Consider the following 25,956-nt stretch of genomic DNA (forward strand, 5'->3'; position numbering starts at 1 on the left):
GATTCCGCCGTGGAGGCTTCCGTGAAGAAATGGCTCCCCCTGTTCGCCGCGTGCCTCGGCACGCTGATGCTGCTCATCGACGTCACCATCGTCAATGTCGCGCTGCCCGACATCGCGGCCGATCTGCACGCCGGGTTGTCCAGCCTGCAGTGGGTGGTGGATGGGTATGCGCTTGCCTTGGCTGCGCTGCTGCTCGTCCTCGGCTCGCTGGCCGACCGGGTCGGTGCGAAACGCGCCTACCTCGTAGGACTCGTGTTGTTCGCCCTCGCTTCGCTCGGCTGCGGAGTCGCCGACACCTCGTCGAATCTCATTGCGGCGCGGATACTTCAGGGCATCGGCGGCGCGGCCATGTTCGCGACCACGCTGTCGCTGCTGCACTCGACCTACACCGGGCGCGACCGCGGCATCGCCTTCGGCGTCTGGGGTGCGGTATCCGGTGCGGCGGCGGGCGTCGGGGTGGTGCTCGGCGGCGTGCTGACCGAGGCGTTGTCCTGGCGGTGGATCTTCTTCGTCAACCTGCCGATCGCGGTGCTGGCAATCGCGTTGACCGCCAGTGTGTTTCCGGCGTCGGTACGCCGCGCGGACCGGGCCGTCGACGTGCCGGGCATGCTCGCCTTCGCCACCGCGGCGACCGCGCTCACCTACGGCGTCATTCGCGGCGGCGAGCACGGCTGGTCGGATGGTCGCGCGGTGAGCACGTTGGTACTGGGCGCTGTCGCGATCGCTGTCTTCGCCGTCGTCGAATCCCGCAGCGCCGCACCGATGTTCCCGCTTGCGCTGCTGCGCAACCGCGACTTCGGGGCGACCCTGCTCGGCGCGAGCGGGCAAACGTTCGCGGCTTTCGCGAGCACTCCCCTGGTTTCGCTCTGGTTGCAGCAGCAATTGCGAATGACACCGCTGCACGCGGGATTGGCGTTGCTACCGATGGCCGCGACCGCGTTCTTGGTCGCCGGGGTGTTCGGACGGTTGATGCACGACGCCGCGCCGAAGTGGACCATCGGCGCGGGACTGGTGGTTGTCGGTATCGGCACCGGACTGCTCACCGTGATCGACACCGGATCATCCTGGGCCGCACTGGTTCCCGGTTTCGTGGTGATCGGCGCGGGGATCGGCATCAACGCGCCGGCACTCGTGTCGGTCGGCATGGCCGCGGTACCGCCGCAGCAGGGTGGCACGGCGGCGGGTGCGGTGAATACCGCACGTCAGCTCGGGCTCGCGCTCGGCGTCGCGGTACTCGGCACGGTGTTCCGCGGCGCGGCGCACGCGGACCAACCGATGACGCTGCCGCACTTCGTATCCGGCCTCAACGCGGCCTTCACCGTCGCCGCCACCGTCGGCATCGTATTCGGAGTGATCGCCTTCGCCCTGCTCCACCGCCAACGCCCCGCCATGAAGTCGGACAACCTCGAGCAGGAAGCCATCGCAGCCTGACCCCGCACGATCCGCGTCGCCCGACCACGGCGCCGTCCACCTCGGACGGCGCCGTCTTCAAGATCATGGGGAACTGGTGGCGGCCCCTTCTCGAACTTTGCCGCCATCAGTTCCCCATGATCTTGATCGCGACCCCCGCGACACCAACCCACGAGCCCTACCGCGTCGAGATCCGCATCTTCCGGATCCGCACTGTGGTCGGCTACTGCTGGGGCAGCACCGAATCGTCGCCCGGTTCGCGGGGGCCGAGGATGCGGCGGGCGGATTCGGGGATACGGACGTCGTTGATGCTGGCTTCGCGGCGCGACATCAGGCCGTCGGGGGCGAATTCCCACTGTTCGTTGCCGTAGCTGCGCCACCATTGGCCGGATTCGTCGTGCCATTCGTATTGGAAACGCACCGCGATCCGGTTGCCTTCGAAGGCCCAGAGATCCTTGCGGAGTGCGTAGCTGTTTTCCGAAGCCCATTTGCGGGTGAGGAATTCGATGATGGCGGTGCGGCCGGTGAAGAACTCGTCTCGGTTCCGCCAGACCGAGTCCTCGGTGTACGCGGCGGCGACCTTCTCGGGATCGCGGGTGTTCCAGGCGTTTTCGGCGGCAAGCACCTTGACCTTGGCGGATTCGAGATCGAACGGTGGTACTGGAGGACGCACGAACGACTCCTCTTCGATGGGCGCTCAGGGGTTGACGGGCGATAGTTCGGGTGGACCCCAGCGCAGTGGGCCCGCGCCGGAGCGTTCGACGATCTCGGTGATGGTGAAGTCGATCGAGCATTGCGCGCCGACGGCGAACGTCTCCGGCGCCCAGGTCAACTCGGCAGTTCCGGTGAGTTGGAGGGTGCCGCCGGTGGTCCAGTCGGGGACCAGGATGCCACAGCGCGGGTTCACCTCGATGTTCCCGAGTGTCATGAACATCGAGTTGCCCCGATAGTCGGGCCACCGCAGCCGGGTCGGCGAAAGCACCTGTAGGAAGCCGGGATTGCCGCCGCGATGCGAGGCATCGGCGTTGCCCGCGGCGTCGGCGGTGGCGACGAAGAACGCGTCGGCGGCCGCGATCGTCGCCTGCTGGCGTGCGTCGAGTTCGGTGCTGTGCCGGGGCAGCGGCGGCTCGATATCCGCCTGGTAGGACTCGATGTGCCTGCGGGTGATGTACTTCGGACAGTTCGCATAGACCTGTTCGGTGGCGATGCGCAAGCCGCCACCCGCCGCCGTCGCGGCACCGTTGATCCGCATCCGCCTGCGCCGCTGCGGTTGCAGGGCGATCATGCCGATGCGGGCGGGGTGGGTCAGCCTCTCCCGCAACGGATCTCCCGCGGTGGGCCGTGCGTCGATGACGATGGTCGCCGCGTCGACGGCGTGCACGAAGCCAGGCGGCCCGACCAGTTCACTCGCCCAGAGCCTGCCCGCGTCGTCGGCCGCCGCGATCACCACCATGGGCTGCTCGGCCAGGAAAGAGGCGGCGACGGCCGGGATGTCGGCGCGGATCGACCGGCCGACCCGGTCGGCGATCTCCGTCTGACCCATGCGCTGCTGGACGGCGAGCTCGCCGGAATGGAAGGGTGCCATCGCAATACTCCTGTCGCGGGCAATGCTCCGACGACGGCCAGCGCCGCCGGAAGGTTCAACAGCGCTGCGGCTCAGAAGAATCCACAGGTCGGCGCGTCGGCGCTGGGCGCGGGTGCGGATTCGGCGCCGGTCGGCGCGTAGACCTCGAGCCGGATGCCGTCGGGATCGGCGAAGAAGATGCCGCCGGAGGCGACGCCCTCACCGTGCGCGACGATGCCGTCGTGCACGAGGGGCACCGACTGCTCGCGCAGCGCGGCCTCGATCGCACGCACCTGGTCGATGGTGTCGACCTGGAACGAAAGATGGTGCAGGCCTGGGGTTTCAGTGGAAAACGTCCCCGCGCTCTGCTGCCACAGCGTCAGCGCGAGCTTGCCGCCCATGCCGAGGAACGCCCATTTCCGGTCGCCGTCGGTGCTCGCGGTGAGCTGCTCGAAACCCAGTGCACGGCGGTAGAAGTCGACCGATCGATCCAGATCGGCGACGTTCAGCCCGATATGCCCAGTGCTGAGCTTGGGTGCGGCAACCGTGGTCATGTAATCCTCCTCGACGCGTCAACCGTCTTTACCGGTTTAACTGGTTAGAGGATAGTCACAACGGAACGCGCACGTCAACCTGTAAACTTCGATTAGACGGTTAGAGAAATGGCGCTGCCCCGACCACCAGAAGGAGCTCGATACCCTCAGTCATGCGCGATCCACGCCCCCACCTCGGCGAACCGCTGGCACTCGACCTGCTCAACACGCGGTGGAACGAGAACGGACACCCACAGGACCTGCTCATCGATGTGGCAGGTCTCGCGGTGTGGCTGGCCTCGGCCGGGCTGACCGACCGCGCGACCGCCGACGAGGCGACCCTGAACGCGGTCTTGACGGCACGCGCCGCCATCTACGACGTGGTGCGCAACGCCGCACCCACCGCACTGAACGAGGTACTCGAGCACGGTCGAATCCGGCGCACCCTGACCGACACCGGACCCGAGGACGTCACCGACATCCCCGACACCACGTGGCTGCCAGCCTGGTTGGCGGCCGACAACCTGCTGCACCTACTCACCGAGGCTCCGGACCGCATCCGCCAGTGCGCCCACCCCGACTGCGTGCTGTTCTTCTACGACACCTCGAAAAACGGTACCCGCCGCTGGCATTCGATGGCGACCTGCGGCAACCGCACCAAGGCGGCCCGCCATTACGCCAAAAAGCCTTGAGCCTCAGAACAATTCGTCGAGCAGGCGGTAGTACTCCAGGCGACCATGATCCGGTTCGGTGAGGCCATACGCGGCGAAGAACGCGGTCACCTCGTCGGCATCGAAGTGGTCGCGCAGATCGCGCACGGCAAGTGCCAGGTCGCGGTACCGGTCGGCTACGCCGAGCGCGCCGACATCGAGCAGGATCGCGCCCTCCAGCACGTTGGGTGAGGTGAAGTCGCCGTGTGCCACGACCAGGTCCTCGTGGTCGGGGCGCTCGGCGAGCAGCCGTGCCAAGACGTCTTCCGGGCTGAGGTCATTATCTGCATCGAAGTCGTCCTGATCGACCAAGCCCTCGATCACCTGGCGACGCGCCTGTGCCAGCACAACATCGAGACGTCCGTCGAAGGGACACTCCGCAATGGGAATGCTGTGCAACCGGCGCAGCAGCGCACCGAGGATCGCGCCCACCGACGTCGCCCCCTGGCCCGCGTCGGCCCGCGCGGCCAGGCTGGACGCGCCCGCGTCGGCCAGCACCAGCACGTCACCGTCGAACACGGCGATCTCCGGCAGCCGAATTCCGCGGTCGCGCAGCCAGTTCAGCCGCTCGTGTTCCGCGACCGCCTTCGGTCCCCGCTTGACCCAATAGGTTTCGTTGACGAACGCGACGCCGCCGCTCTTTCCCTCGTGCTCGTCCGACCAGGTCGGCGCGGCACCGAGCAGCGCGGCGACCTTCGGCGGCAACGGAATCGGCAGCGCGGTGAGCCGCTCCAGCGCGACCCTGGTGGATTCGATCAGCTCGGAATCGCCCTCGGCCGTACGCAAGTCGAGCGCCTCGCGCAGCAGCTCATGTGCCTCGGTCAGCTGGTCCTGCTCGGCCAGCGCCTTTCCGAGATGTTGGACGGCGAACGACAGCACGTCCGGCGCGGCGACCCGCGCGTGCTCGACGGCGCGGCGATACAGCGTTTCGGCGGTGGCCGCGTCGCCCTGGTAGCGGTAGACGTCGCCGAGGTTGATCCACACCGTGATCCGGCGTTCCTCGGTGTCCACCAGTTCCAGCGCCTGGTCCAACAGGTCGAGTGCCTGGTCGTAGCGTCCGAGCAGCATCGCTTCGATACCGGTCTGCCGGAATCCGGCGAAGTCGACGGGCTCGGCCTTGGCCAGCCGCGCGGCCAGCCGTTGCGGATCGACCGGAATCATTCGCTCACGGTCGTCGAACCGGTATAGCGGCCCGTCCCGATCCACCGCCTGGCCCGGCACGCTCACCACCGCCCGCGCGGCACGTCGAACTCCGAGCAGAGCGCACGCCACACATCCCGGGGATCAACGCCCGCCTCGATGGCATCGGACCCCGTCCGCCCCAATGCCGGGATCACATGATCGGCCAGCAGCGCATCGCCCCTGGCCGACCCGAATTCGGTATGCAACAGCTCCTGGAACTCCGTCAATCGCACCGTGCCCAAGATACCCGCAACCCCCACCCGCCCTGTTACTCGCCGTGGAGGGCCGCTAACCCGCCCGCACCGTGTCGAGAACCTGATGGCAGAGCTGGATCGGGTCGGCGACGTCCGCGGCGGTCGCCGCTGCCTGCTTCGCGGCCGCGGCGAAGTGCGGGGTCGACAGGATTTCCAGGACGGCGGCGCGGACAGCATCCGGCGTCAACGGGCGGACGAGTAGCGAACTTCCTTGTCGGACAGCCCTATTGGCGAGCTCCCATTGGTCGCCGCCGCCGGGGATGGTGACAACGGGGACGGCGGCGGACAGCGATTTCGCGAGGAGGCCGTGGCCGCCACCACCAACGACGACCGACGCGTGGGTCAGGAGTTCGTCTTGGCGACCCAAACCTGCTGTGGCCCAAGGTGGTAGATCGGCGGGCGGGGTGTCGAGGGTCGAGATCGCCACGCGGACATCGGCTCCCGCGAGCGCGTCGAGGACCGTCTCCACCATGCCGGTCACGCCGGTGTGCGCGGTGGACGGGGCGACCATCACCAAGGGGGCGTCGCCCGGTGGGGGCGACAGGATCGCGTCGGTGGGTTCCCAGAACAGGGGGCCGATGACGTGGGCGTTGTCGGGCCAGTCGGGACGCGGCACCTCCAGCGCGGGGAGGGTGGCGATCAGGCGGGCGGCGGGGCCCGGGTCGGTGGCGGGCAGGCCGACGCCTTCGCGGGCATGTTCGCGCTGACGCAAGCCGTTGCGGATGTCGCGGGCGGTCATCGTGCGCAGCACGCCGTCGCGCATCCGGCCGCGCAGCCCCTCGCCGGGGGCGAGGCCACTTCCGATGGGCGGCAAGGCTTTCGACGGCAGATAGAGCGGGTGCGGGGACAGCTCGACCCACGGGACACCGAGTCGTTCCGCGGCCAGGCCGCCGCCCGCGGTGAGTACGTCGGACACGACCAGCTCGGGCAGCATGGCGCCGAGGTCGGGCATGATCTCGGTGGAAATGTGCGCGGCGCGCTCGTGGATGCGCTGGCCCGCGTCGGTGTCATCGTCGGCCGGGCGTGGGGCCAGGCCCTTCAGGCGACGGACGCCGATTCCGACATCGCGGGCGGCGTCGAACCAGCGCGGGGCCGTGAACAGCACGGGCTCGTCGCCGGCGGCCAGGAAACGCAAGCACAACGCGATGGCGGGAAAGGCATGCCCCGGATCGGGTCCCGCGACTACGGCTACTCGCATCCGCATAGCCTGCCACACCGTCTCGCGGCCCGGCAGCACCCATCTCCCGCGACTTCACCTGCTCGACAGCAGAACTTCACGTGACCTCCGGCCCGCGCGGCGCTATGGTCTAGACCAATTGGTGTCGGAGAGTGGAGCGATCGTGCGGGTGTCCACGGTGGACGAATTGATGGTGCTGCTGGCGAACGGCGAGGACGTCTGGGATATGCCGGACCGCAGCGGCGATCCGGTCGACATCCTCGACCACGACCGGCAGTGCGCGGAATTGCTGCGGCAGCGGTATCCACGGGACGAGGAGCTGCAGGTCGCCGGGTTGGTGCATGACATCGGCCACCAGCTCGTCCCCGGTGACGACGCGGGCCACGGCAGGCATGGCGCGGACGCGATCCGCGAGCTGCTCGGTGCTCGCGTCGCACGCCTGGTCGAGCTGCATGTGGTCGCGAAACGCTATCTGGCAGCGACGGATTCGGCGCATACCGAGGGCCTGTCCCCCTCCAGCCAACGCACCCTCGTAGCGCAGGGCGGTCCGATGAACGCCGCGGAGATCGCCGAATTCCGTGCCGACCCGGATTTCGACGCCGCCCTCGCCCTGCGTCGCGCCGACGACGCGGGCAAGGTGGTCGGCCTCACCGTCGCACCCCTCGACTCCTGGATTCCCGTCATCAGGCGGGTCGCCGACCAAGATCATGGGGAACTGGTGGCGGAGTAACGCGAGAGGCCGCCGCCGTCAGTTCCCCCTCACCGATGCCGTGTGGGTGCTGGTTCGGCTGGGTGACAACGGGTCTCGCCGAGCTCAGTCCGGCGTGCCGCTGAAGTAGTAGAGCTCGAAGCCGACGGCTCGCTCGGCCGGAAAATCTTCGATCGGGCCGGTCGCCCGGTCCACGATGGCGCGAACCTGATCCTGCACCGGTTCCGAGCTGAGCACCTCCAGGTAGCGGCGGTGCTCGGCCAACGACGCCGTGGCCTGATCGATGTTCGCGGTGACGTCGACGGCGTGAGTTACCTTGGGGCCCACCACCGCTCCCCAGCGCGGCGACCACGGCGCGTCGGTCAACTCGGGAAAGATCCACTCGTTACCGGCGTCGGAAATGGCGTCCAAGGCCGCGCGGCCGACCGCACGATGATCGGCGCTGTTGGCGTAACCAGGAGCCCAGGTGTCGCTGAAGTTGAAGAGCACCACCAGTTCTGGTCGATGCCGCCGGATCGCCCCGGCCAGATCACGACGCAACCGCAAGGATTCCTCGACCCGCCCATCGGGATAGCCGAGGAAGTCCACCTGTTGCACGCCAACAGCTTTGGCGGAAGCAACCTCCTCGGCCTCGCGCACCGGCCCGGATTCCGCGGGCGGCAGCCCCGCAATGCCAGCCTCCCCGCTGGTGACCAGGACGTACCGAACGTCCTTACCCTGCCCCGTCCACCGAGCCACCGCCGCGGCGGCACCGTATTCGATGTCATCGGGGTGCGCGACGATGACCAGCCCGCGCTGCCAATCCTCCGGTAGGTGCTCCACGAATGCCATTCAAGCAGACCTCGATACGACGAAGGGGCCGTGCGCTTCCCCTCATCGGGGAGCACACGGCCCCTGGTCGGACGGTCGCGACTTCGCTCGCGCCTCCCGGTGGGATCCCGGCCACACCTGGTTCCGTCCGACGGCCGCCCGCACGGCTTCGCTGCGCTACCCGGCGCGCTGAAGCCGCTCCGCAGGCGGAAGCTACAGCTTGCTGACCGAGTTGTCCGAGCCCGACACCGCCTTGTACAGCAGGTACAGGCCGAACACGATGGCGCTGATCACCAGGATCGGGAACAGCCCCTTGATCAGCGCACCGATGATGGCCAGCGCGATCCAGACGACCGCGACGATTCCGATAATCTTCCACAACATTTGCCAGCCTCCGAGGGTCTCCGCGAACCGCTCTCCCACGATCCGACAGGTTCTACTCTGACAGCTGTGCGGCGATAAATCACCAGGTCAGCAACGATATCGGGGTGAAGATCAGGGTGAACCCTGACTACCTACCCGCCGCGAGTATCACGGCGACGGGGCCGCCGCGCCCTCGGCGGTCAGTTCGGCCGCGACCTTCGACGCGATCCGAACAAAGGCCGCCACCAGCGGTCGAGCATCGCCCGCGCGGCAGGCGACGGCCAGTACCGCGGGCGCGACATCGAGCAACGGCCGAGTGACGACACCCGACCACGGGAAGAAACGCGACACCGAGGCGACCGAGACCGCGACCGCCTGACCGCTGCCCACCGCGGCGAGCAGATCCTCCAGCGTGGCTACCTCGGCGCCGATAGTCGCTGGGCCGTCGCGGTATTCGGCCAGTGTCATGAAGTCGCGTGCCACGAGATCGCGATTGTCGATCCACCACGCGAACGGCTGGACGGCCAGTTCCGCGGGCGCGACCGCGGCGTCGGCGGCGAACGGATGATCGGCGGGGAGCAGCGCGATCCGCTCCTCCGCAAGCAGCGGCGTCACGTCGAGGCCGTCCGGCGCGGGCAGCCAGATCAACCCGACATCCGAGGCACCGGCCAGCAGGCCCGCGCTCGAATCGTCGAATTCGACCTTGCCGACGGTCACCGCGACGTGTGGGAACTCGGCCGCGAAGGCGCGCAACACCCGTGGCGTGATGTCCAGGCCGGTGACCCCTCGGATGCCGACGATCAGTTCGGTGCGCTGGCCGGACTCGGTGTCGCGGGTGTCGGCGATCGCCGCGCCGACGGTGTCCAGGATGTCGGGCACCCTGGCCAGCAGCGTTCGACCGGCGTCGGTGAGCGTCACCTGACGGCTGTTGCGCTGGAAAAGTGTGGCGCCGATACGCGTTTCGAGTTGCTTGATCTGATTGCTCAGCGCCTGCTGGGTCAGGTGCAGGCGAGCCGCCGCCTTGGTGAAGTTCAGCTCGGTGGCCAGTACGTGGAACGCGCGTAGGTGCCGGAATTCCACATCCACAAGTGTGGATTGTAGATCCGACAGCGGATCGGTGTTTCCGTTCTCGGCTCGGCGGATCGAGCATTGTTCACATCGGGTGATCAATCGAGGAGTCCTGCCTTGCCGGAACAACGTCACGAACTCGGGCAGCACCAGCCGATCGCAGAATGGGCGTTCGGGTGGCTGATGATCTGGCATCAGCGCGCTGAAACCACGGGCGGGGTGCTTTCGCTCGCCGAGGTCGTGCTGCCGAAGGGTGACGAGCCGCCGGTCCATCTGCATTCGCGCGAGGACGAACTGTGCTTCGTCCTCGATGGTGAGCTCACCGTGCATCGCGGACTGGCCCGCATTCCTGCCGGGCCGGGTACCTCGGTGTGGCTGCCCCGCGGTATTCCGCATGGGTTCGCGGTGCATACCGCCACGGCACGGGTGCTGCACCACTACACCCCGGCGGGTGTGGAGCGGGCACACCGGACGTTCGGTACCGCGGCCACCGGGCTCGTGTTGCCGCCCGCCGATACCCGGCGGCCCTCGGGAGCGGAGGTCGAGACGGAATTCGCGCGGTATGGGGTCACCGTTGTCGGTCCGTCGCCGTCGAACCGGAAGGAGAGGCGAAAATGACTGCGCCACAACGCATCATCTATCCGGCCAGCGCTTCGGGATACGCGCAGGTGCGCATCCTCGGGCCGGTGTCGGTCACCGATGGGGCGGTGATGATCGGGGTCGACCGTCCGCTCGAGCGGGCAGCGTTGGTTCGGCTCGCGCTCGCGGGTGGGGTTCCTGTCCCCGATCGGCGACTTGCCGCTGATCTGTGGGGTGACGGCGAGCTCTCGCGACCGGTCGAACGATTGCGCGTTGTCGTCTCGCGACTGCGGACGGCGCTGGGTGCGCACGGCGCGACGGTCCTGCGCACCCCGGCCGGCTACCGAACAACGCTGGTCGTCGGCGACCTGCTCGCCGCGGAAGCCATCGCGGATCGGCTGTATGCCGCACAGCGGGCCGGTCGCTATGCCGAGGTCAGAGCGGCCGCCGACGAGGTACTGCGGCTCTGGCGCGGACCGGCGCTCGCCGACCTCCTGTGGGCGCCGTACGCCGCGGTGGAAGCCGCCAGGCTGGACGCGTGGCGGCTCGAATTGACCATCGCCGGACTGGATGCCGCGCTGCGCCTCGGCACCGGCCTCGAATGCCTCAGGGAGATGGGCATTTTGGCGGGCGAGCACCCGCTGCACGAACCGCTGGCCCGACTGCACGCGCTCGCCCTCTACCGCGCGGGCAGGCAGGTCGACGCGCTCGACCTCCTGCGCTGCTTACGACTCACCCTCGCCGCCCAATTCGGCGCCGCGCTCGCTCCGGAAACCGTCGACCTCGAGGTTCGCATCCTCCGGCACGATCCCGCACTGCATCCAGCTCGCGCGACCGGAACCCCAAGCAGTCCAGCACATTCGACCGTCCAGCGGGTCACCCGGTACCGCGACGTCGCGATACTCGCGCATCGCTTCCGACGCCCGGAACCAGGCTTCTGATCGACGCCGAAGCCAACACTGTTGCCGCCCTGGGCGATTAACAGATCCGCGCGGGCGAACGGCGACATTCGGGCAAGCCAGGCTCCTGATCGACGCCTCCGAGAGGGCCACAACATCACCAATACCATTGCTGCACTGACTGATTCGTGTGGCAGAGATATGGGTGAGGATCAGGTTTGGCCTGATCCTCACCCAGTGATATCAGTCGCGCCGAGGGTCACTTACGACGCGGGTTGCGGCGATCGTCCTGCACGCCTTCGGTCTCGATCCGCTCCTTGCGGACCGTTTCGGACACGGTCTGCTCGTCCTGGACCTGATCGACGGCGAGGCGGACCCGCTCGACCGGCACGGTTTCCTTTTGCACGGTGACCCGCTCCTCGTGCAGGGTGACCTCGGCGTCCTGCTCGCCGATGTCGGCGCGACCGACCTGCGAGCGGTCGGTGATCGGCTCGCGCTCGATCCGGACCTCTTCGTGCGTGGTCGGCACGGTGACGGTCTGCTCCTCGGTCACCACGTACTTGTGCAGACGCGCGTGGCCGACCTCCTCGTTCTGCTTGTTGACCGCCAGGCGCTCCTCGGAACGCACCATGCCCTGGTCATCGGGGCGGCGACCGCCACGCATCTGCTGCCTGCCACCCATTTCCATACCGGCCTTGCTCGGGTCGATGTGGTAGTGATCGAACAGTTCGCGTTCGGCTTCGGGGCTGATCAGACCGTCGTGCTCGAGATGCGGCGCGGTCTTCACCTCCTCCTTCTCGACGCGCACCTGCAGTGCTTCCGGGTCGTGCTGCAGCTGGGCGCCCGCCAGCGGGACCAGCGAGTCACCGCTGAACATGCCGGTGCTCACCGACACCCAGGTCGGCGCGCCGGAGGTGTTGTCGACGTAGATCCGCTTGACCTTGCCGATCTTGTCGCCTTCCGGGTCGTACACAGCGCTTCCGATGAGTTCTTCCAGCATTCCGGTCATGATGTGATTCCTCCGCGTTGCATTCGATGAAAGTGATTCAGGCACTAGCTTTTTGATCGGACTGGTCGAGATCCTCGGCGATTCGCTGCGATTGCCGCGAGCGTCGGACCGGATCATCGACGTTGCCCCAGGCCAGATATCTGCTGATATCCAGCCGTTGCGTGTCCTGGTCGATCGCGGATTTTCGGTAGGCAATATCAAGCATCTGTCTGCTCCTGCCCTTGTAGTGAATGTTCCCGATCCCCTGTGAGGGAATCCGGCCGATCAGCTACAAGAAGGCAACTACCCGGCGTGATCTACACCAAACGCCTCATCGGTGAAATCAGCGCGCGACCGGGCGATGTGTCGCGGGGGTTCGGTGCGGGTCGCCTCGGTTGGGTGTACCGGTCGGCCCCGTCGCCTATTACGCTTCGCGGAGGCTTCGGTTTTGCGCTCTCCCAGCGGCGACCTCGGTCAGTGTACGGTTGTACTCTGATCTTGCGCGCAGCTTGCCGGATAGTCGCAGTCAGGAAGGGATGGTCGGCTTATGTACACACCTCGTTCGGCACACACTCATTCACTGAATCCCACGTGACGGTCGGTGCCTGATGGAAAACGAACTCGCACAAGAACTGGCCGCGGCGGCTCGGCGCCACGGCGGAGCGATCGCCGGAATCGTCGGCGGCGCCGCCCGCAAAGCTTCCTGGGAAGTACTCGACCTGATGGCCGAGGGCCGCGAACTGGTCAATGCCGCGCTGCGCGCCAGGGCCGAGGAGTTGCGACGCCGGGATGGACTGCGCTGAATCGGGATGGACTTCGCTGAATCGAGACCGGTTAGCGCACGGTTCGCCGGTAGCGTCGGCCGGGTTCTGCGACGCCGCTCGGATCAACCGGATGAACGGGCCTTTGCGTCATAACGTGCGCGGGGCGTACGCAGGCGCGACCATCCGCGCCGACAACCCCCGCCTGATCGTGGCACTTGCGTCACATAATGTGCGTGGCCTGCGCGCCGGATGCACTGCTGTGTCGACTGTTCGGCGGATACACCGATGTCCGCCGAACAACGACGATGACGTGATGATCGACCCCGCGCCGCCTGAATACCCGGTACCCCAGCACGCCCTGCCTTGCCCACCGCATCGCGTCACGCCCGGGCCCGTCGGGAGCCCGTGCCTCGGCCCGCCATACCTGGCTCAGCAGTACCCGGCACAGCACCACGCCACCCCGCCATATCTGGCTCAGCAGTACTCAGCAGAGCACGACGGCCCCCGGCGGACTTGACTCAGCAGTACCCGGCACAGCACGACGGCACCCCGGCGGACTTGACTCAGCAGTATCCAGCACAGCACGACGGCACCCCGGCGGACTTGACTCAGCAGTACCCGGCACAGCACGACGGCACCTCGCCGGACTTGACTCAGCAGTACCCGGCACAGCACGACACCACCCCGGCGGACCTGGCTCAGCGGTACCCAGCACAGCACGACACCACCCCGGCGGACTTGGCCCGGCGGTACCCAGCACAGCACGACACCACCCCGGCGGACTTGGCCCGGCGGTACCCAGCACAGCACGACACCACCCCGGCGGACTTGGCCCGGCGGTACCCAGCACAGCACGACACCACCTCGCCGTACCCGGCTGAGCGGTACCCAGGCACGCCGTCCCCGCCAGCGCAAAACCCACCATCGCGAAACACCGCACCCCGGTACCTGACGACGCAGTATCCGGGCCCGCCGTTCGCGACACCGCGGCACACGGATACACCGGGCAATCGAACCTCCACCGCCGCAACAATTCTCGCGCTGCTCGTGGCATTCTTCGTGTTCCCACTCCTCGCCCTGCTGCTGAAACGTTGGCGAGCGCGTCGTACGTAATCGCGCAGCTGTGCCGCGCCTTGCACGCCCTGGCTCGGCGACACCGCGATGGATCGGGAGCTGCCCAGCGGTGCGCGCGCTCAGGATTGCGCGGCACTCAGGGGCAGCCGCCTGCCAGACGAACGTGTGCTGATGATCCGCAGGGGTGATGCTCCGACCGAGTTGGGCCCAGCATTCGGGAGCACCAGACCACAAGGGTCGACACAAGCCGAGGGCGATCCCGAGAGGGTAGATCCGGCGCAGCCCCTGGGTTCACGCGGTGGTCAGAGCTGACCTGGCTGCGAGATCGGCACCTGCTGATCGGCGACCTCGGTCAGAGCTTGTGCCCACCCGTCCAGGCGGTCGGCGGCGTGGCGGAGGTCGGCGACGATCGCGTCGAAATTGTGTCGTAGCACGGCACTTTCGGGGACTGCGAGGATCCGGCCTGCGGCGGCGACGACCTGTTCGTATTCGACTACGCCGGTGTCGAGGCGGCCGAGGGCGAAGTGGAGGTTGTCGGTGAGGGCTGCTGCCGCAGGCGATTTGGTGCGGCCCATGGCGCCCAGTGCCTGTTCCATCGCGGTCACGTCGGCGGCGAGGGCGTGCAGGGCGGCCGAGCCGGAGCCTGCTGTTTCGAGCATGTCGGTGAGTTCGTCGTCGGGCAGCCGGTTGCCGCGGGCGATTTGGGCGCCGAGGGCGTGCAGGGCTCGTTCGGCGCGGACCAGTCTGGCGATGGGTCCGCGCGCCCGGGACCACAGGGGTGGCTGTTTGCGTGGGATGAACGTGGCTTGCGGCAGTGGTGAGTTGCGCAGCCGCAAGTAGCGGCGGGCGCTGAGCGCGGTGCCGGTGGCGAGTGCGACCGCGCCGCTGCCGATTACGACGACGATCCATGCAGGCGCCGTGAGGATCACGAGCCCGACGGCTCCCGCGGTGGTGATGCCGGAGGCGGTACCGAGCTGAAAGCTGCGGCGGCGGACTCGGCGCCGACGGCGTAGTTCCCGCTCGCGCGGGTCGGCCCAGCGGCGCACCGCGACCAGCGCGTGCTCGCCTGCCTCGCGCAGACTGTCGGGCAGGCTTCCCGGTTGCGGCGCCAGCGCCGCCTGCGCTCGCACGATCGCCGCATCGCGCCTGCGGCCCGGAAACGCCTTATCCCGAGTCATGCCATCTCTCCCACTGGTTGCGCGGATCGGACCAGCACGGTCCGGCGTGGCCGACGGCCGACCCGCCGGTACCCGTGTTGTCGACCAGTGAACCAGCCACCACCGACAAGTCCTCGCCGAGCGGCTACTGCTGTGCGGCCTGGCCCTTGTTCATCTGCGGCTGTGCCGGGTTGGCCTGGGCCGGTGCGGGATTGACGGCAGGCTGGGCCGCACCACCCGCTGGCAGCTGGTCGCCGCGCATCGACGCGCGGATCTGCTCGAGCTTGCTGTGCCCGGCCATCTGAATGCTGGCCTGCTGGACCTCGAGCATGCGACCCTGCACCGTGTTCTGCGCGAGCTCGGCGGAACCGAGGGCGTTGGCGTAACGGCGCTCGATCTTCTCGCGCACCGCGTCCAGGCTCGGCGTTGTCCCCGGCGCCGACAGCGTCGAATCCATCTGCTGCAGCGACGCGGAGACCTGCTCCTGCATCTTGGCCTGCTCCAGCTGGCTGAGCAGCTTGGTGCGCTCGGCGACCTTCTGCTGCAACAGCATCGCGTTCTGCTCGACGGCCTTCTTGGCCTGGGTGGCCGCCTGCAGCGACTGGTCGTGCAGCACCTTGAGGTCCTCGACCGACTGCTCGGCGGTGACCAGCTGCGCGGCGAACGCCTCGGCGGCGTTGGTGTACTGGATCGCCTTCTCGGTGTCGCCAGCGTTACCGGCCTGGTCGGCGAGCGTGACCGCCTGGCGCGCGTTGGCATTGAGCTTCTCGACCTCGTCGAGCTGCCGGTTCAGTTTCATTTCCAGCTGACGCTGATTGCCGATGACCGACGCGGCCTGCTGTGAGAGGGCCTGATGCTGGCGCTGAGCTTCCTCGATAGCCTGCTGAATCTGGACCTTCGGATCCGCGTGCTCCTCGATCTTCGAATCGAAGAGGGCCATCAGGTATTTCCAGGCCTTGACGAACGGATTAGCCATCGATTGATCCCGCCTCCATCTGACGTGCCGCGCCCCTCGACGCGGCTCCAGTGCGCGACCGTCACGCACTCGATATGTGCCTATCCTCCACCATGCGGCCGTTGGGCCGGGTATACCCGGCCCAACCGACGCCTAGTGAGAATCTATCCGCTTTCGGCGCCGGTCCGCAGCGTTGCCGCGGCTGCCACCTGTCGCTGGGTGTCACATGCCCTTCACCAGGACCAGCATGTCGGCCTTCGGTGCGGGAATGACGATTCTGGTGTCCATGGCCAGCGGCAGCGGACGAACGCCTGCTCCGGCCACCGACAGACTGGCACTCGCCGGTGCGAGCGCGGGCTCGGCGGCGGGCACGTCCGCGGCGGGCGCGGCCTCGGCGGCGGTCTGCTCCGCGTCGACCGGCAGCGCTGCGGCCGCGGCATCGGCCGGGGTGCGGGTCGGCAGGCCGTCGGCGCCAGCCATGATCGTGCTCACATCCCAGAGCACCCGGGACAGCGGCACATCGAGGGCCGCGCAAATGGCGGCCAGTAACTCACTGGAGGCTTCTTTACGGCCCCGCTCGACCTCGGAGAGATAGCCAAGACTCACGCGCGCCGAGGTGGACACCTCGCGCAGCGTCCGGTTCTGGGCGAGACGAGCACGCCGCAGACTGTCCCCGATGGCCTCTCGCAGCAGCGTCATCTCGTTCTCCTTCGCTCCCTGTCAGGGGACCTGCATGACACTCACGAGTGCCACGCACGCCGTTCTTTCTGGCACAACGTCGGACAAGGCCCGGTTGGTTCCCGCCGGGCGCAAATCATTCACCTTGCCCGCCCTGCCCGGCCGCACGCGCGTCCGGTCGTCGCACACATCGCAACAATTCACGCACCGCGATGTGCGTCGCGCTGATCCTGATCGTCCACCGGTCCCCGAGGAGTTTCAACCGCATCACCTCGGTGTGCCCCGGCCCGGCTAGACCGAGGAAAACGGTGCCGACCGGGTGCCCGTCTTGCGAATCGGGTCCGGCGACACCGGTCAGCGCTACTCCCCAGTCTGCCCCGCATCTCGTCCGGGCGCCCACCGCCAGTTGTTCGGCGGTACTCGCCGCGACCGGACCTTCCGTCTCTAATACTTCGGCACTGACGCCGCCGAGGCTGTGTTTGAGATCTGTGGCGTACACCACGAGCCCGCCGCGCAGCACGGCACTGGCACCGGGAACTCCGGCGATGGTCGCGGACAACAGCCCGGCGGTGAGGGATTCGGCGGTCGCGACGGTCTGGCCCGACGCGGTCAACGCGTGCACCAGATCGGCGGCAGGCACGTCCGCGAGCAACGGATCAGCCGAGACCGCCGTCATGCGCCGCGCGTTCGGCCAGGCCCGCCCGCGAACCACACCCGCAACGCCTGCCCGACATAGTCGAGGCCGGTGATCACGGTCAGCGCGACGGCCACATACATCAGCACCATGCCCGCGGTGGCGAGCCAGCCGCCGAGCGGCAGCAGCAGGACCGCGATCGCGAGGGACTGCACAAGGGTTTTCAGCTTGCCGCCGCGTCCGGCCGGAATCACGCCGCGGCGCACCACGGCAAGGCGAAGCAGCGTGACACCGATCTCGCGGCCGCAGATGACCAGGGTGATCCACCAGGCCAGGTCGCCGAGCACGGACAACCCGATCACCGCGGAACCGATCAGCGCCTTGTCCGCGATGGGGTCGGCCAGCTTGCCGAAATCGGTGACAAGTCCGTATTTGCGCGCCAGTTGCCCGTCGAAGCGATCGGTGATCGCGGCGATGCCGAACAGCGCGGCCGCGACGATCCGCCAGACCGGTTCGTGCCCGCCGTCGACGAACAGCGCGACCACGAACAACGGGACAAGCGCGATCCGCAGCATCGTCAGGATGTTCGCGATATTCATCAGCGGCACGACGGGTTCAGCGTGCGGCGAGACGATCCCGGACCTGATCGGCGCGGTCGCCGACCAGCGTCGTTCTATCTCTTCCGGTTGTGCACTCATACACACCCCAGACCCTGCACGGCATGACGATGACCGGCACCTACCCGGCGCGCGTCATGCCGGACCCGCTGCCCGGCGCGATGCGGTGAGCGGGACGACTGGATGTGTGGCACACGTTCAGCCTATCGGTAACCCACCCGACTACTCTGCACCCCATGAACTCTCGGGGACCACTAGGTGGTTCGACCAGCGACGCACATCCGGGCGTGCCTCTAAGCACGCAGCGCTCACCCGCCCCGTCGACTGCCACCCCCCTGAGCACCGCACTGGTCATCCGACGCGCGCGAACCTCCGACGTGCCCGAGATCAAACGCCTCGTCGATGTCTACGCCGGTCGGATACTGCTGGAAAAGAACCTGGTCACGCTGTACGAAGCGGTGCAGGAGTTCTGGGTTGCCGAGCTCGACGGCCGGGTGGTCGGTTGTGGTGCGCTGCATGTGCTGTGGGCCGATCTCGGCGAGGTGCGCACGGTCGCGGTGCACCCGGATGTCAAGGGCAGCGGCGTCGGCCGGATCGTGGTGGAGCGGTTGATCGCGGTGGCGCGCGAGCTGGAGCTGCGGCGGGTGTTCGTGCTGACCTTCGAGGTGGATTTCTTCGCGCGGCACGGGTTCGCGGAGATCGAGGGGACGCCGGTGACCGCCGAGGTGTACGCCGAGATGTGCCGGTCCTACGACACCGGCGTCGCCGAGTTCCTCGACCTGAGCTACGTGAAGCCGAACACCCTCGGCAATACTCGGATGCTGCTTACTCTCTGACATAGGAAGCGATTCGCCGTGCCGATCTTCGCCGTTCACTACACCTACTCCGAGGCCACGGTCGCCGGCCGGGACACCCATCGTCCCGAGCATCGCGGCTGGCTGGCCGATCAGCTCGCGGCGGGCGCCCTGCTGACCAGCGGGCCGTACCCGGACGGGTCCGGCGCGCTGCTCCTGTTCCAGGCCGAGGACGCCGCCGCACTCGACGAACTGCTCGCCGAGGATCCCTTCGCGCGGCAGCAGCTGATCGATGACGTTCGCGTCGTCGAATGGCTTCCGGTGCTCGGCGCTTTCACGTCCTGAGCGTGCCGTCCCGATTCCCCGCGCGGCGGTTCTACCTGCGGGGAATCGGGCGGCGAGCCCGGATAGTTAGTCGAAGACAGCTAACTTCCGGCGACACACCGTGCGCGATACGGACATACCCCCTACCCCACACGGCAGACTCGCGGCCATGCGCACATACGTAGCGGTTTTCGCGTCGACGGCTGCCACCGCTGGCCTGTTGTACGCGTACCTGGGCGTACCGGACAAATCGGACCCAGCAACCTCTTCTTCGGCCCGCCCGCTGACCCAGCCCGGCATTGCCGACCCGGTGCTCTACCGCAACGCCGACGGCTATTACTTCCAGACGGCGGACCGGCAGATCACCTGCGGCATCCTCGATCAGCCGACCGGCCAACCGCGACGCACCGCGGGTTGTCAGGGCGCGACCGGCCCCGCGCCGCCGCACATGCAGAGATGCTGGCGCACCGATCCGGCGGCGGCCGCGGTCGCGGTCGGCGAGGACGCCGGGTATCTGTGCGTGAACCAGGGTTTCTACACCGGGCCGCAGGTCAAGACCGGCACCGGCGTCGGACCGGTGCTGCCCGCCGGATCCACCCTGAAAGCGCACGGATTCACCTGTCGGGCCGAGACTTTCAGCGTCATCTGCAGCAACGACCAGGACGGGCACGGGTTCGAGATCGCACCGGACAGCAACCGGGTGTTCTGAACCCGCTCAGTTCTTGCGGGTGCGCAGCAGGCTGGCGACCGTCGCGACGATCAAGATGCCGAGGATGACTCCGAGCGAGACCGGGGTGGAGATTTCCGGCACGCTGACGTGCTCGCCGCCATTGATGAACGGCAGCGTGTTCTCGTGCAGCGCGTGCAGCATCAGCTTCACGCCGATGAACGCGAGGATGGCCGACAAACCGTAGGACAGGTAGACCAGACGATCGAGGAGTCCACCGATCAGGAAGTACAACTGCCGTAAACCCATGAGCGCGAACGCGTTTGCGGTGAATACCAGGTACGGCTGGTCCGTCAGACCGTAGATCGCCGGGATCGAGTCCAGGGCGAACAGCAGGTCGGCGAAGCCGATCGCCAGCAACGCCAGCAGCAGCGGGGTCAGCGCGCGCCGTCCGTCGACGCGGGTGACCAGCTTGTCGCCGTCGTAGCTGTCGGTGGTCGGCAGCAGCCGTTTGGCCAGCGCGACGATCCGACTGTCGCGCTTCTCCTCGTGCTCGGCCTCGTGGCCGCTCTCCGCAATCAGCTTGACCGCGGTGTAGATGAGGAAGAAGCCGAACAGATAGAACACCCAACTGAACGCGCTGATCGCGGCCGCGCCGACGGCGATGAACGCGCCGCGCATCACCAGCGCGATCACGATGCCGATCAGCAACGCCTTCTGCTGATAGATCCGCGGCACCGCGAAGGTGGACATGATGATGAGGAAGACGAACAGGTTGTCCACCGAGAGCGCCTTCTCGGTGACGAAGCCCGCATAGTACTCCCCCGCGAACGTCGAACCCCATTGCCAGGCGACGAAACCGCCGAAGGCCAGGGCGATTCCGATATAGACCGCGGACCAGAATCCGGATTCCCGGAAGGTCGGTTCGTGCGGGGTGCGCACATGGGCGAAGAAGTCGAAGACGAACAAGCCGAGGATCACCACGATGGTGATCACCCACTCGAGAGCGGTTACCTGCATGCGGTGCGTCGATCGGTAGCGAAGGTCATGGCATCCATCATGCCCGATTTGTCCGTTCTAGTTGGCTAGCGGGTTGGTTGCTGACCATAATTTCACATGCGCGCGCCGAGGCATCCATGCCAGAGTGGCGACCGTGACCGACGACTACCTGCTCCTCAACCGGGCCAACTGGGATGAGCGCGCGCCGGCGCATGCCGCGGCGCGCGACTACGCGGTGCACCGTTTCCTCGCCGAGCCCGACTTTCTCAGCACAGCGGTGCGGTTCGATCAGCCGTTGCTCGGCGACATCAGCGGGCTGCGCGGGGTGCATCTGCAGTGCCACATCGGCACCGACACGATCTCCCTGGCCAGGCTGGGCGCCGACATGACCGGGCTCGACTTCTCGCCCGCGTCGTTGGCGCAGGCGCGCGCACTCGCCGAAAAGACCGGTACGGGTATCGATTTCGTCGAGTCGAATGTCTACGACGCGGTATCCGCGCTCGGCGGTGCGCAATTCGACCTGGTGTACACCGGAAACGGTGCGCTGTGCTGGCTTCCGAGCATCGACCGCTGGGCGCGAACCGTCGCCGCGCTGCTGCGGCCCGGTGGGCGGCTGTTCATTCGGGAAGGTCATCCCGTGCTGTGGGCGACCGACGAAACCCACACGGACCGACTGGTTCTCGGCTACCCGTACTTCGAAATGCCGGAGCCGATGGTGTTTTCCGACGGCGGCACCTACGTCGAGACCGACGCCGAGTTCGAGCAGACGACGACCCACGAATGGAATCACGGGATCGGTGAAGTGGTGACCGCGCTGTTGAACGCGGGCCTGTCGGTCACCGGGCTTGCCGAGCATCGGAGCGTGCCGTGGGAGGCGCTGCCCGGTAAGATGACGCTCGGCGATGGTGGCGAATGGCATCTCACCGAGCACCCGGAGCGGCTGCCGCTCAGCTACACCCTGCAGGCGCGCAAGCCCTGATCTGCCGCTGTCACCTGCGGTGATGGCACTGCTCGCGGATCACCTTCGATCACGCGGCACGGCGCGCCCCAGCCGAAAGCCGGGGATCGCAGGACAGAATGCCGTCATGCAAATCCGAGGAGCTCGTATCGCTGTGGTGCCGTGCGCCGTCGCGCTGACGTTGCTGGCCGGGTGCGGGGCGTTCCTCTGCGCGATCCTCGATCAGCCGATCGACGACAACGCTCAGGCCGGCTGTCAGGGGGCCACCTCGCCGGTGCCCGCCGAGTTCACGGATTGCTGGAGCAAGAATCCGCAAGCGAGCGCGCTGGCCGTCGGCGCACATGCGAAAGCGCTCTGTTTGAACCAGGGCGTGTTCGTCGGCGCGCCGATCGACGGTGGGAGCCGCGGTGGCGGACGAGTACTTCCGTATGGTGGGATGCTTACCGTTGGACCGTTCACCTGTGACTCCGCCGAGAGCGGAGTGACCTGCACCAATGACACCACCGGCGCCGGGTTCACGATCTCCCGCGAGGCCAACCGCACCTGCTGACCCCGAAATTCGGTTCCCATCCCGAAATTCGGATGTTAACGTCGGTACCAGAGAACGCACACCATCAGGAAGGCGAAGACGATGACCGGGACCCAGCAGCGACAGTGGTCGCGCACTGGTGCCTGGCGGTCGCGCGCCAATGCCGTGCTATCGACGGTCAGCTATCGACGGCTGACCGTCCGGAGCGGCCCCTGACCCGTGTCTTCCACAGACCCGAGCAAGGGGTCACTCCGCGGCAAACGCCAAGGGGTGACCCCTTTTTCGTGTCCGTACCGCACAACTCCACAGCGACGATCACGGCAGTATGCCCGAGCGGCCGAAGGGGCCTGACTGTAAATCAGGTGTATTCACCACCGGAGGTTCGAATCCTCCTGCTGCCACCCGTGTTTCCTATCCATGTAGCTCAGTGGAAGAGCGGCACCCTCCGAAGGTGCAGGCCGGTGGTTCGACTCCACCCATGGATACGAAACCCAATCCCTCGTAGCCCAATCGGTAGAGGCACCGGACCTAGATTCCGGCAGGTGCGAGTTCGAATCTCGTCGAGGGAACCCAGCTTTCGCGCCCGGGTGGGGCGCGAGTGCCCGTAGCTCAGCGGAGAGAGCGCCTGCCTACGAAGCAGGAGGCCGGAGGTTCAAATCCTTCCGGGCACGCGGTGGCTCCCGCGCACGGCCTGGCGTCCGTGGTATCGGCGGTGAACCTGTGAATTCGATCGCGCGCAGCGCCGCGAGTGTGCGGCGACTAGTCGGATTCCTCCGGCGGTGGCTCTTCGCCGCCGCCGCGGATGGTCCACAGCAGGCCGTCCAGCTCGTCGGGCTTGATGAGGACGTCGCGGGCTTTGGAGCCTTCGCTCGGTCCTACTACGCCGCGGGTTTCCATCAGGTCCATGAGGCGGCCCGCCTTGGCGAAGCCGACGCGGAGTTTGCGTTGCAGCATTGAGGTGGAACCGAATTGGGAGGTGACGACGAGCTCGACGGCCTGGATGAAGACGTCGAGGTCGTCGCCGATGTCGGGGTCGACGTCTTTCTTTTCGCCCTGTTTGGCGGCGGTGACGCCTTCCTGGTACTCGGGCTCGGCCTGGTTCTTGGCGAAGTCGACGACGGCGTGGATTTCCTCGTCGCTGATGAACGCGCCCTGCAGGCGGGTCGGCTTGTTCGCGCCCATCGGCAGGAAAAGGCCGTCGCCCATGCCGATCAGTTTCTCGGCGCCCGGCTGGTCCAGGATGACGCGCGAGTCGGTCAATGACGAAGTGGCGAAGGCCAATCGGGACGGCACGTTGGTCTTGATCAGGCCGGTGACCACGTCGACCGAGGGCCGCTGGGTGGCGAGCACCAGGTGAATGCCTGCGGCACGGGCCTTTTGGGTGATCCGCACGATCGCGTCCTCGACGTCGCGGGGCGCGGTCATCATCAGGTCGGCGAGCTCGTCGACGATGGCGAGGATGTACGGATAGGGCCGGTACACCCGTTCGCTGCCCAGCGGCGCGGTGATCGCGCCGGACTTCACCTTCTTGTTGAAGTCGTCGATGTGGCGAACCTTGTTGGCCTGCATGTCCTGATAGCGCTGCTCCATCTCCTCCACCAGCCAGGTCAGCGCGGCGGCCGCCTTCTTCGGCTGGGTGATGATGGGCGTGATCAGGTGCGGAATGCCCTCGTACGGGGTGAGTTCCACCATCTTCGGGTCGATCAGGATCATCCTGACCTCGTCCGGCGTGGCCCGATGCAGCAGCGAGACCAGCATCGAGTTCACGAAACTCGACTTACCCGAGCCGGTGGAACCGGCGACCAACAGGTGCGGCATCTTGGCCAGGTTCGCCGCGAGGTAATCGCCCTCGATGTTCTTGCCGAGCCCGATCACCAACGGGTGGTGGTCATTTCGGGTCGACGGCGCCTTGAGCACATCGGCGAGGCGGACCAGTTCGCGGTCGGAGTTCGGCACCTCGATACCGACGGCGGACTTGCCAGGAATCGGCGCGAGCAGCCGAACGTTCTCGGTCGCAACGGCATACGCGATATTGCGGGCAAGCGCGGTGATCTTCTCGACCTTCACACCCGGCCCGAGCTCCACCTCGTAGCGGGTGACCGTCGGGCCGCGCACGAAACCGGTGACGGCGGCGTCGATCTTGAACTGCACCAGCACCTCGGTGATCGCCTCGATCATCGATTCGTTGGCGGCACTGCGCTTCTTGGGCGGATCGCCGTCGGTCAGCAGCGACATCGGCGGCAGGATGTAGTCGCCCTCGACCTCTCGGTCGGCGACGAACTCGAGCTGCTTCGGCGGCGGCGGGGTCTGGTCCTCGACCTTCACGACCGGGCGTTGCTTCTTCGGTTTCGGCTTGGCGGCAGGCTCTTCCGTCGCGATCGGCTTGGCGTCCTGCAACGGCGGCTCGCCGAGCACCTCGGTTACCGCGTCGGGATCGCCGAATTCGTCGGGGGGATAGTTCTCCACGGGGGTGCGGCCGCGGCGCTTCGTCTTGGCGGAATGCAGCGGGAACCCGTCGGCGTCATATTTGGCCGGGTCGTACTCGAATTCGCCGTCGTACTCACCGTATTCGTCGCCGCCGCTGCCGGTACCGAAGTACTCGCGCAGTCGGGCCGGCACCTCGCGCACGGTGGTGCCGGTCAGCAGCAGCACGCCGAAGACGATGGCCAGCAACAGGATCGGCACCGAAAGCCAGGCGGTGAGTCCGTTGGTGAGCGGCCCGCCCACCACGAATCCGACGAAACCCGCGGCGCGCGAACGCCCGTGCGGATCGGTCGGCGCCCCGGCGATGACGTGCCACAGCCCTAGCACCGGCAGACCGACCAGCAGCCCGCCGAGCACCAGCCGCGGCCGGATCTCCGGATGCGCCTCGGTCCGCATGAGAATCACCGCGATCGCGGTGGCCACGAACGGCAAACCGGCCGACGCCGATCCGGCAACGGCACGGATCGCTTCGCCAACCCAGTGCCCGACCGGACCACCCGCCGACAGCCACACCGCGGCCGCGATCACCGCGCTCAACGCGATCAGGGCAAGCGCGATGCCGTCACGACGGTGGCCGTGCTCGATCTCGCCCGCCTTGCTCAACGTCCGCGTGGTGGCGCCGAGGCCGCGCGCAAGCATGTTCCAGCCGCTACTGATGCCGCGGCTGAACACCGCGAGCGGCGCGGTGTTCGACTTGCGCCGAACCGGCCGCCGGACGGGTTGGCGGCGCCCGCGCGGGGTCGTCGTGGTGCGGGGCGTCGCCGCGCGGGACCGAGCCGTGGTGGTCCTCCCCCGCGCCGATCCCGCCCGCGCCCGAGTAGTCGTGGTGCTGCGGGACTTACCTGCCATGAGCCCAGGCTAGCCGCAAACGCCCCTCCCAGACCATCCGCAACACTGGTATCGCAGGTCTCAGGAGTGCCGAACTGTGCAGATGCCCAGGTCGCTGCGGATCCGGGTCGCGCGCCCCCAACCGCCGATCCAGCGTGTCGGACCCGACCGGTCGGGTCCGACTTCACACAGCAAACCGTGTCTTCACAGAGGGCTTGACCGTCTGCCGGATGGGCGAGGAACCGAGC

The 25,956-nt window shown here is 67.4% G+C and carries 30 protein-coding genes and 4 tRNA genes; 16 read left to right on the top strand and 18 right to left on the bottom strand.

Features of this window, described 5'->3' with window-relative positions; all coding sequences use genetic code 11:
- Positions 1-21 precede the first annotated feature (21 nt).
- On the top strand, positions 22-1,431 hold the full coding sequence (locus OG203_RS12110) for an MFS transporter (protein WP_405165749.1): 1,410 nt from the start codon (positions 22-24) through the stop codon (positions 1,429-1,431).
- Between the two features lie 202 nt (positions 1,432-1,633).
- On the opposite strand, the gene OG203_RS12115 is transcribed toward OG203_RS12110, so the two are convergent.
- From OG203_RS12115 to OG203_RS12125, 3 genes are all read right to left on the bottom strand, one after another.
- Entirely contained in the window at positions 1,634-2,083 is a 450-nt protein-coding gene (locus tag OG203_RS12115) for a nuclear transport factor 2 family protein (RefSeq protein WP_405165750.1), read from the bottom strand.
- Positions 2,084-2,107: 24 nt separating this feature from the next.
- Positions 2,108-2,995 (bottom strand): pyridoxamine 5'-phosphate oxidase family protein, encoded by an 888-nt coding sequence (locus OG203_RS12120; protein WP_405165751.1) that lies wholly within the window; start codon positions 2,993-2,995, stop codon positions 2,108-2,110.
- A 71-nt stretch (positions 2,996-3,066) separates the two neighbouring features.
- Positions 3,067-3,528 (bottom strand): VOC family protein, encoded by a 462-nt coding sequence (locus tag OG203_RS12125; protein WP_405165752.1) that lies wholly within the window; start codon positions 3,526-3,528, stop codon positions 3,067-3,069.
- 152 nt (positions 3,529-3,680) lie between these two features.
- Here OG203_RS12125 and OG203_RS12130 point away from each other — a divergent pair, with 152 nt between their 5' ends.
- On the top strand, positions 3,681-4,199 hold the full coding sequence (locus OG203_RS12130; protein ID WP_405165753.1) for a CGNR zinc finger domain-containing protein: 519 nt from the start codon (positions 3,681-3,683) through the stop codon (positions 4,197-4,199).
- Positions 4,200-4,202: 3 nt separating this feature from the next.
- Here OG203_RS12130 and OG203_RS12135 read toward each other — a convergent pair whose 3' ends face one another.
- From OG203_RS12135 to OG203_RS12145, 3 genes are read right to left on the bottom strand one after another with little or no spacing between them, the layout of a single operon-like run.
- The gene (locus OG203_RS12135; RefSeq protein ID WP_405165754.1) at positions 4,203-5,438 is read right to left on the bottom strand and encodes a tetratricopeptide repeat protein; all 1,236 of its coding nucleotides are present in this window, start codon (positions 5,436-5,438) and stop codon (positions 4,203-4,205) included.
- Positions 5,439-5,440: 2 nt separating this feature from the next.
- Positions 5,441-5,632, bottom strand: coding sequence for a DUF3046 domain-containing protein (locus OG203_RS12140; RefSeq protein ID WP_405165755.1), 192 nt, complete (start codon positions 5,630-5,632; stop codon positions 5,441-5,443).
- 55 nt (positions 5,633-5,687) lie between these two features.
- The gene (locus tag OG203_RS12145; protein WP_405165756.1) at positions 5,688-6,851 is read right to left on the bottom strand and encodes a glycosyltransferase; all 1,164 of its coding nucleotides are present in this window, start codon (positions 6,849-6,851) and stop codon (positions 5,688-5,690) included.
- 142 nt (positions 6,852-6,993) lie between these two features.
- On the opposite strand from OG203_RS12145, the gene OG203_RS12150 reads away from it, so the two are divergent.
- Entirely contained in the window at positions 6,994-7,560 is a 567-nt protein-coding gene (locus OG203_RS12150; RefSeq protein WP_405165757.1) for an HD domain-containing protein, read from the top strand.
- Positions 7,561-7,644: 84 nt separating this feature from the next.
- Here OG203_RS12150 and OG203_RS12155 read toward each other — a convergent pair whose 3' ends face one another.
- From OG203_RS12155 to OG203_RS12165, 3 genes are all read right to left on the bottom strand, one after another.
- Positions 7,645-8,361 (bottom strand): PIG-L deacetylase family protein, encoded by a 717-nt coding sequence (locus tag OG203_RS12155; RefSeq protein ID WP_405167852.1) that lies wholly within the window; start codon positions 8,359-8,361, stop codon positions 7,645-7,647.
- Positions 8,362-8,562: 201 nt separating this feature from the next.
- Positions 8,563-8,733 carry a hypothetical protein gene (locus OG203_RS12160; RefSeq protein WP_378726539.1) on the bottom strand — a complete coding sequence of 57 codons (171 nt, stop codon included), beginning with the start codon at positions 8,731-8,733 and terminating at the stop codon, positions 8,563-8,565.
- 147 nt (positions 8,734-8,880) lie between these two features.
- On the bottom strand, positions 8,881-9,798 hold the full coding sequence (locus OG203_RS12165; protein ID WP_405165758.1) for a LysR family transcriptional regulator: 918 nt from the start codon (positions 9,796-9,798) through the stop codon (positions 8,881-8,883).
- 99 nt (positions 9,799-9,897) lie between these two features.
- Between OG203_RS12165 and OG203_RS12170 the strand changes: the two genes are divergently transcribed.
- A complete protein-coding gene (locus tag OG203_RS12170; RefSeq protein WP_405165759.1) occupies positions 9,898-10,398 on the top strand; it encodes a cupin domain-containing protein in 501 nt (166 codons plus the stop codon).
- Positions 10,395-11,300, top strand: a complete 906-nt coding sequence (locus tag OG203_RS12175) for a BTAD domain-containing putative transcriptional regulator (RefSeq protein ID WP_405165760.1) — start codon at positions 10,395-10,397, stop codon at positions 11,298-11,300. The genes OG203_RS12170 and OG203_RS12175 overlap by 4 nt, the downstream gene beginning before the upstream one ends.
- Positions 11,301-11,517: 217 nt before the next feature.
- Here OG203_RS12175 and OG203_RS12180 read toward each other — a convergent pair whose 3' ends face one another.
- A complete protein-coding gene (locus OG203_RS12180; protein WP_405165761.1) occupies positions 11,518-12,267 on the bottom strand; it encodes a DUF2382 domain-containing protein in 750 nt (249 codons plus the stop codon).
- 37 nt (positions 12,268-12,304) lie between these two features.
- The gene (locus tag OG203_RS12185) at positions 12,305-12,472 is read right to left on the bottom strand and encodes a hypothetical protein (protein WP_396992466.1); all 168 of its coding nucleotides are present in this window, start codon (positions 12,470-12,472) and stop codon (positions 12,305-12,307) included.
- A 382-nt stretch (positions 12,473-12,854) separates the two neighbouring features.
- Between OG203_RS12185 and OG203_RS12190 the strand changes: the two genes are divergently transcribed.
- Together OG203_RS12190 and OG203_RS12195 are read left to right on the top strand one after the other, a co-directional pair.
- Positions 12,855-13,049, top strand: coding sequence for a hypothetical protein (locus OG203_RS12190; protein ID WP_405165762.1), 195 nt, complete (start codon positions 12,855-12,857; stop codon positions 13,047-13,049).
- Between the two features lie 474 nt (positions 13,050-13,523).
- On the top strand, positions 13,524-14,123 hold the full coding sequence (locus OG203_RS12195) for a hypothetical protein (RefSeq protein WP_405165763.1): 600 nt from the start codon (positions 13,524-13,526) through the stop codon (positions 14,121-14,123).
- A gap of 263 nt (positions 14,124-14,386) precedes the next feature.
- Here the strand turns inward: OG203_RS12195 and OG203_RS12200 are convergent, their stop codons facing one another.
- The 5 genes from OG203_RS12200 to pgsA form a co-directional block, all read right to left on the bottom strand.
- Positions 14,387-15,262: a hypothetical protein gene (locus OG203_RS12200; RefSeq protein WP_405165764.1), complete on the bottom strand. Its 876-nt coding sequence runs from the start codon at positions 15,260-15,262 to the stop codon at positions 14,387-14,389.
- A 124-nt stretch (positions 15,263-15,386) separates the two neighbouring features.
- Positions 15,387-16,217, bottom strand: a complete 831-nt coding sequence (locus tag OG203_RS12205; protein ID WP_405165765.1) for a PspA/IM30 family protein — start codon at positions 16,215-16,217, stop codon at positions 15,387-15,389.
- 201 nt (positions 16,218-16,418) lie between these two features.
- On the bottom strand, positions 16,419-16,895 hold the full coding sequence (locus OG203_RS12210) for a helix-turn-helix domain-containing protein (RefSeq protein ID WP_405165766.1): 477 nt from the start codon (positions 16,893-16,895) through the stop codon (positions 16,419-16,421).
- Positions 16,896-17,010: 115 nt separating this feature from the next.
- Complete coding sequence (locus OG203_RS12215) at positions 17,011-17,550, bottom strand: CinA family protein (protein WP_405165767.1); 540 nt, start codon at positions 17,548-17,550, stop codon at positions 17,011-17,013.
- The gene (gene pgsA, locus OG203_RS12220) at positions 17,547-18,206 is read right to left on the bottom strand and encodes a CDP-diacylglycerol--glycerol-3-phosphate 3-phosphatidyltransferase (protein WP_405165768.1); all 660 of its coding nucleotides are present in this window, start codon (positions 18,204-18,206) and stop codon (positions 17,547-17,549) included. Before pgsA ends, OG203_RS12215 begins: the two co-directional genes overlap by 4 nt.
- A 155-nt stretch (positions 18,207-18,361) precedes the next feature.
- On the opposite strand from pgsA, the gene OG203_RS12225 reads away from it, so the two are divergent.
- The 3 genes from OG203_RS12225 to OG203_RS12235 all read left to right on the top strand — a co-directional run bounded on the left by OG203_RS12225 (position 18,362) and on the right by OG203_RS12235 (position 19,952).
- Complete coding sequence (locus OG203_RS12225) at positions 18,362-18,961, top strand: amino-acid N-acetyltransferase (protein WP_405165769.1); 600 nt, start codon at positions 18,362-18,364, stop codon at positions 18,959-18,961.
- 18 nt (positions 18,962-18,979) lie between these two features.
- A complete protein-coding gene (locus OG203_RS12230; protein WP_405165770.1) occupies positions 18,980-19,264 on the top strand; it encodes a YciI family protein in 285 nt (94 codons plus the stop codon).
- A 148-nt stretch (positions 19,265-19,412) separates the two neighbouring features.
- Positions 19,413-19,952, top strand: a complete 540-nt coding sequence (locus tag OG203_RS12235; protein ID WP_405165771.1) for a hypothetical protein — start codon at positions 19,413-19,415, stop codon at positions 19,950-19,952.
- A 6-nt stretch (positions 19,953-19,958) separates the two neighbouring features.
- On the opposite strand, the gene OG203_RS12240 is transcribed toward OG203_RS12235, so the two are convergent.
- Positions 19,959-20,930 (bottom strand): TerC family protein, encoded by a 972-nt coding sequence (locus tag OG203_RS12240; protein ID WP_405165772.1) that lies wholly within the window; start codon positions 20,928-20,930, stop codon positions 19,959-19,961.
- A 133-nt stretch (positions 20,931-21,063) separates the two neighbouring features.
- Between OG203_RS12240 and OG203_RS12245 the strand changes: the two genes are divergently transcribed.
- The 6 genes from OG203_RS12245 (at position 21,064) to OG203_RS12270 (ending at position 23,067) form a co-directional block, all read left to right on the top strand.
- Positions 21,064-21,888 carry a class I SAM-dependent methyltransferase gene (locus OG203_RS12245; protein WP_405165773.1) on the top strand — a complete coding sequence of 275 codons (825 nt, stop codon included), beginning with the start codon at positions 21,064-21,066 and terminating at the stop codon, positions 21,886-21,888.
- 106 nt (positions 21,889-21,994) lie between these two features.
- Positions 21,995-22,417, top strand: coding sequence for a hypothetical protein (locus OG203_RS12250; RefSeq protein ID WP_405165774.1), 423 nt, complete (start codon positions 21,995-21,997; stop codon positions 22,415-22,417).
- Positions 22,418-22,715: 298 nt separating this feature from the next.
- A tRNA-Tyr gene (locus OG203_RS12255) sits at positions 22,716-22,797 on the top strand.
- 12 nt (positions 22,798-22,809) lie between these two features.
- A tRNA-Arg gene (locus tag OG203_RS12260) sits at positions 22,810-22,881 on the top strand.
- Positions 22,882-22,891: 10 nt separating this feature from the next.
- Positions 22,892-22,965 (top strand) — tRNA-Leu (locus OG203_RS12265).
- 29 nt (positions 22,966-22,994) lie between these two features.
- Positions 22,995-23,067: transfer RNA gene (locus OG203_RS12270), tRNA-Arg, on the top strand.
- An 88-nt stretch (positions 23,068-23,155) separates the two neighbouring features.
- Here OG203_RS12270 and OG203_RS12275 read toward each other — a convergent pair.
- Positions 23,156-25,729 (bottom strand): DNA translocase FtsK, encoded by a 2,574-nt coding sequence (locus OG203_RS12275; RefSeq protein ID WP_405165775.1) that lies wholly within the window; start codon positions 25,727-25,729, stop codon positions 23,156-23,158.
- Positions 25,730-25,956 lie beyond the last annotated feature (227 nt).

This window comes from Nocardia sp. NBC_01499 (assembly GCF_045040275.1).
Taxonomy (GTDB): domain Bacteria; phylum Actinomycetota; class Actinomycetes; order Mycobacteriales; family Mycobacteriaceae; genus Nocardia.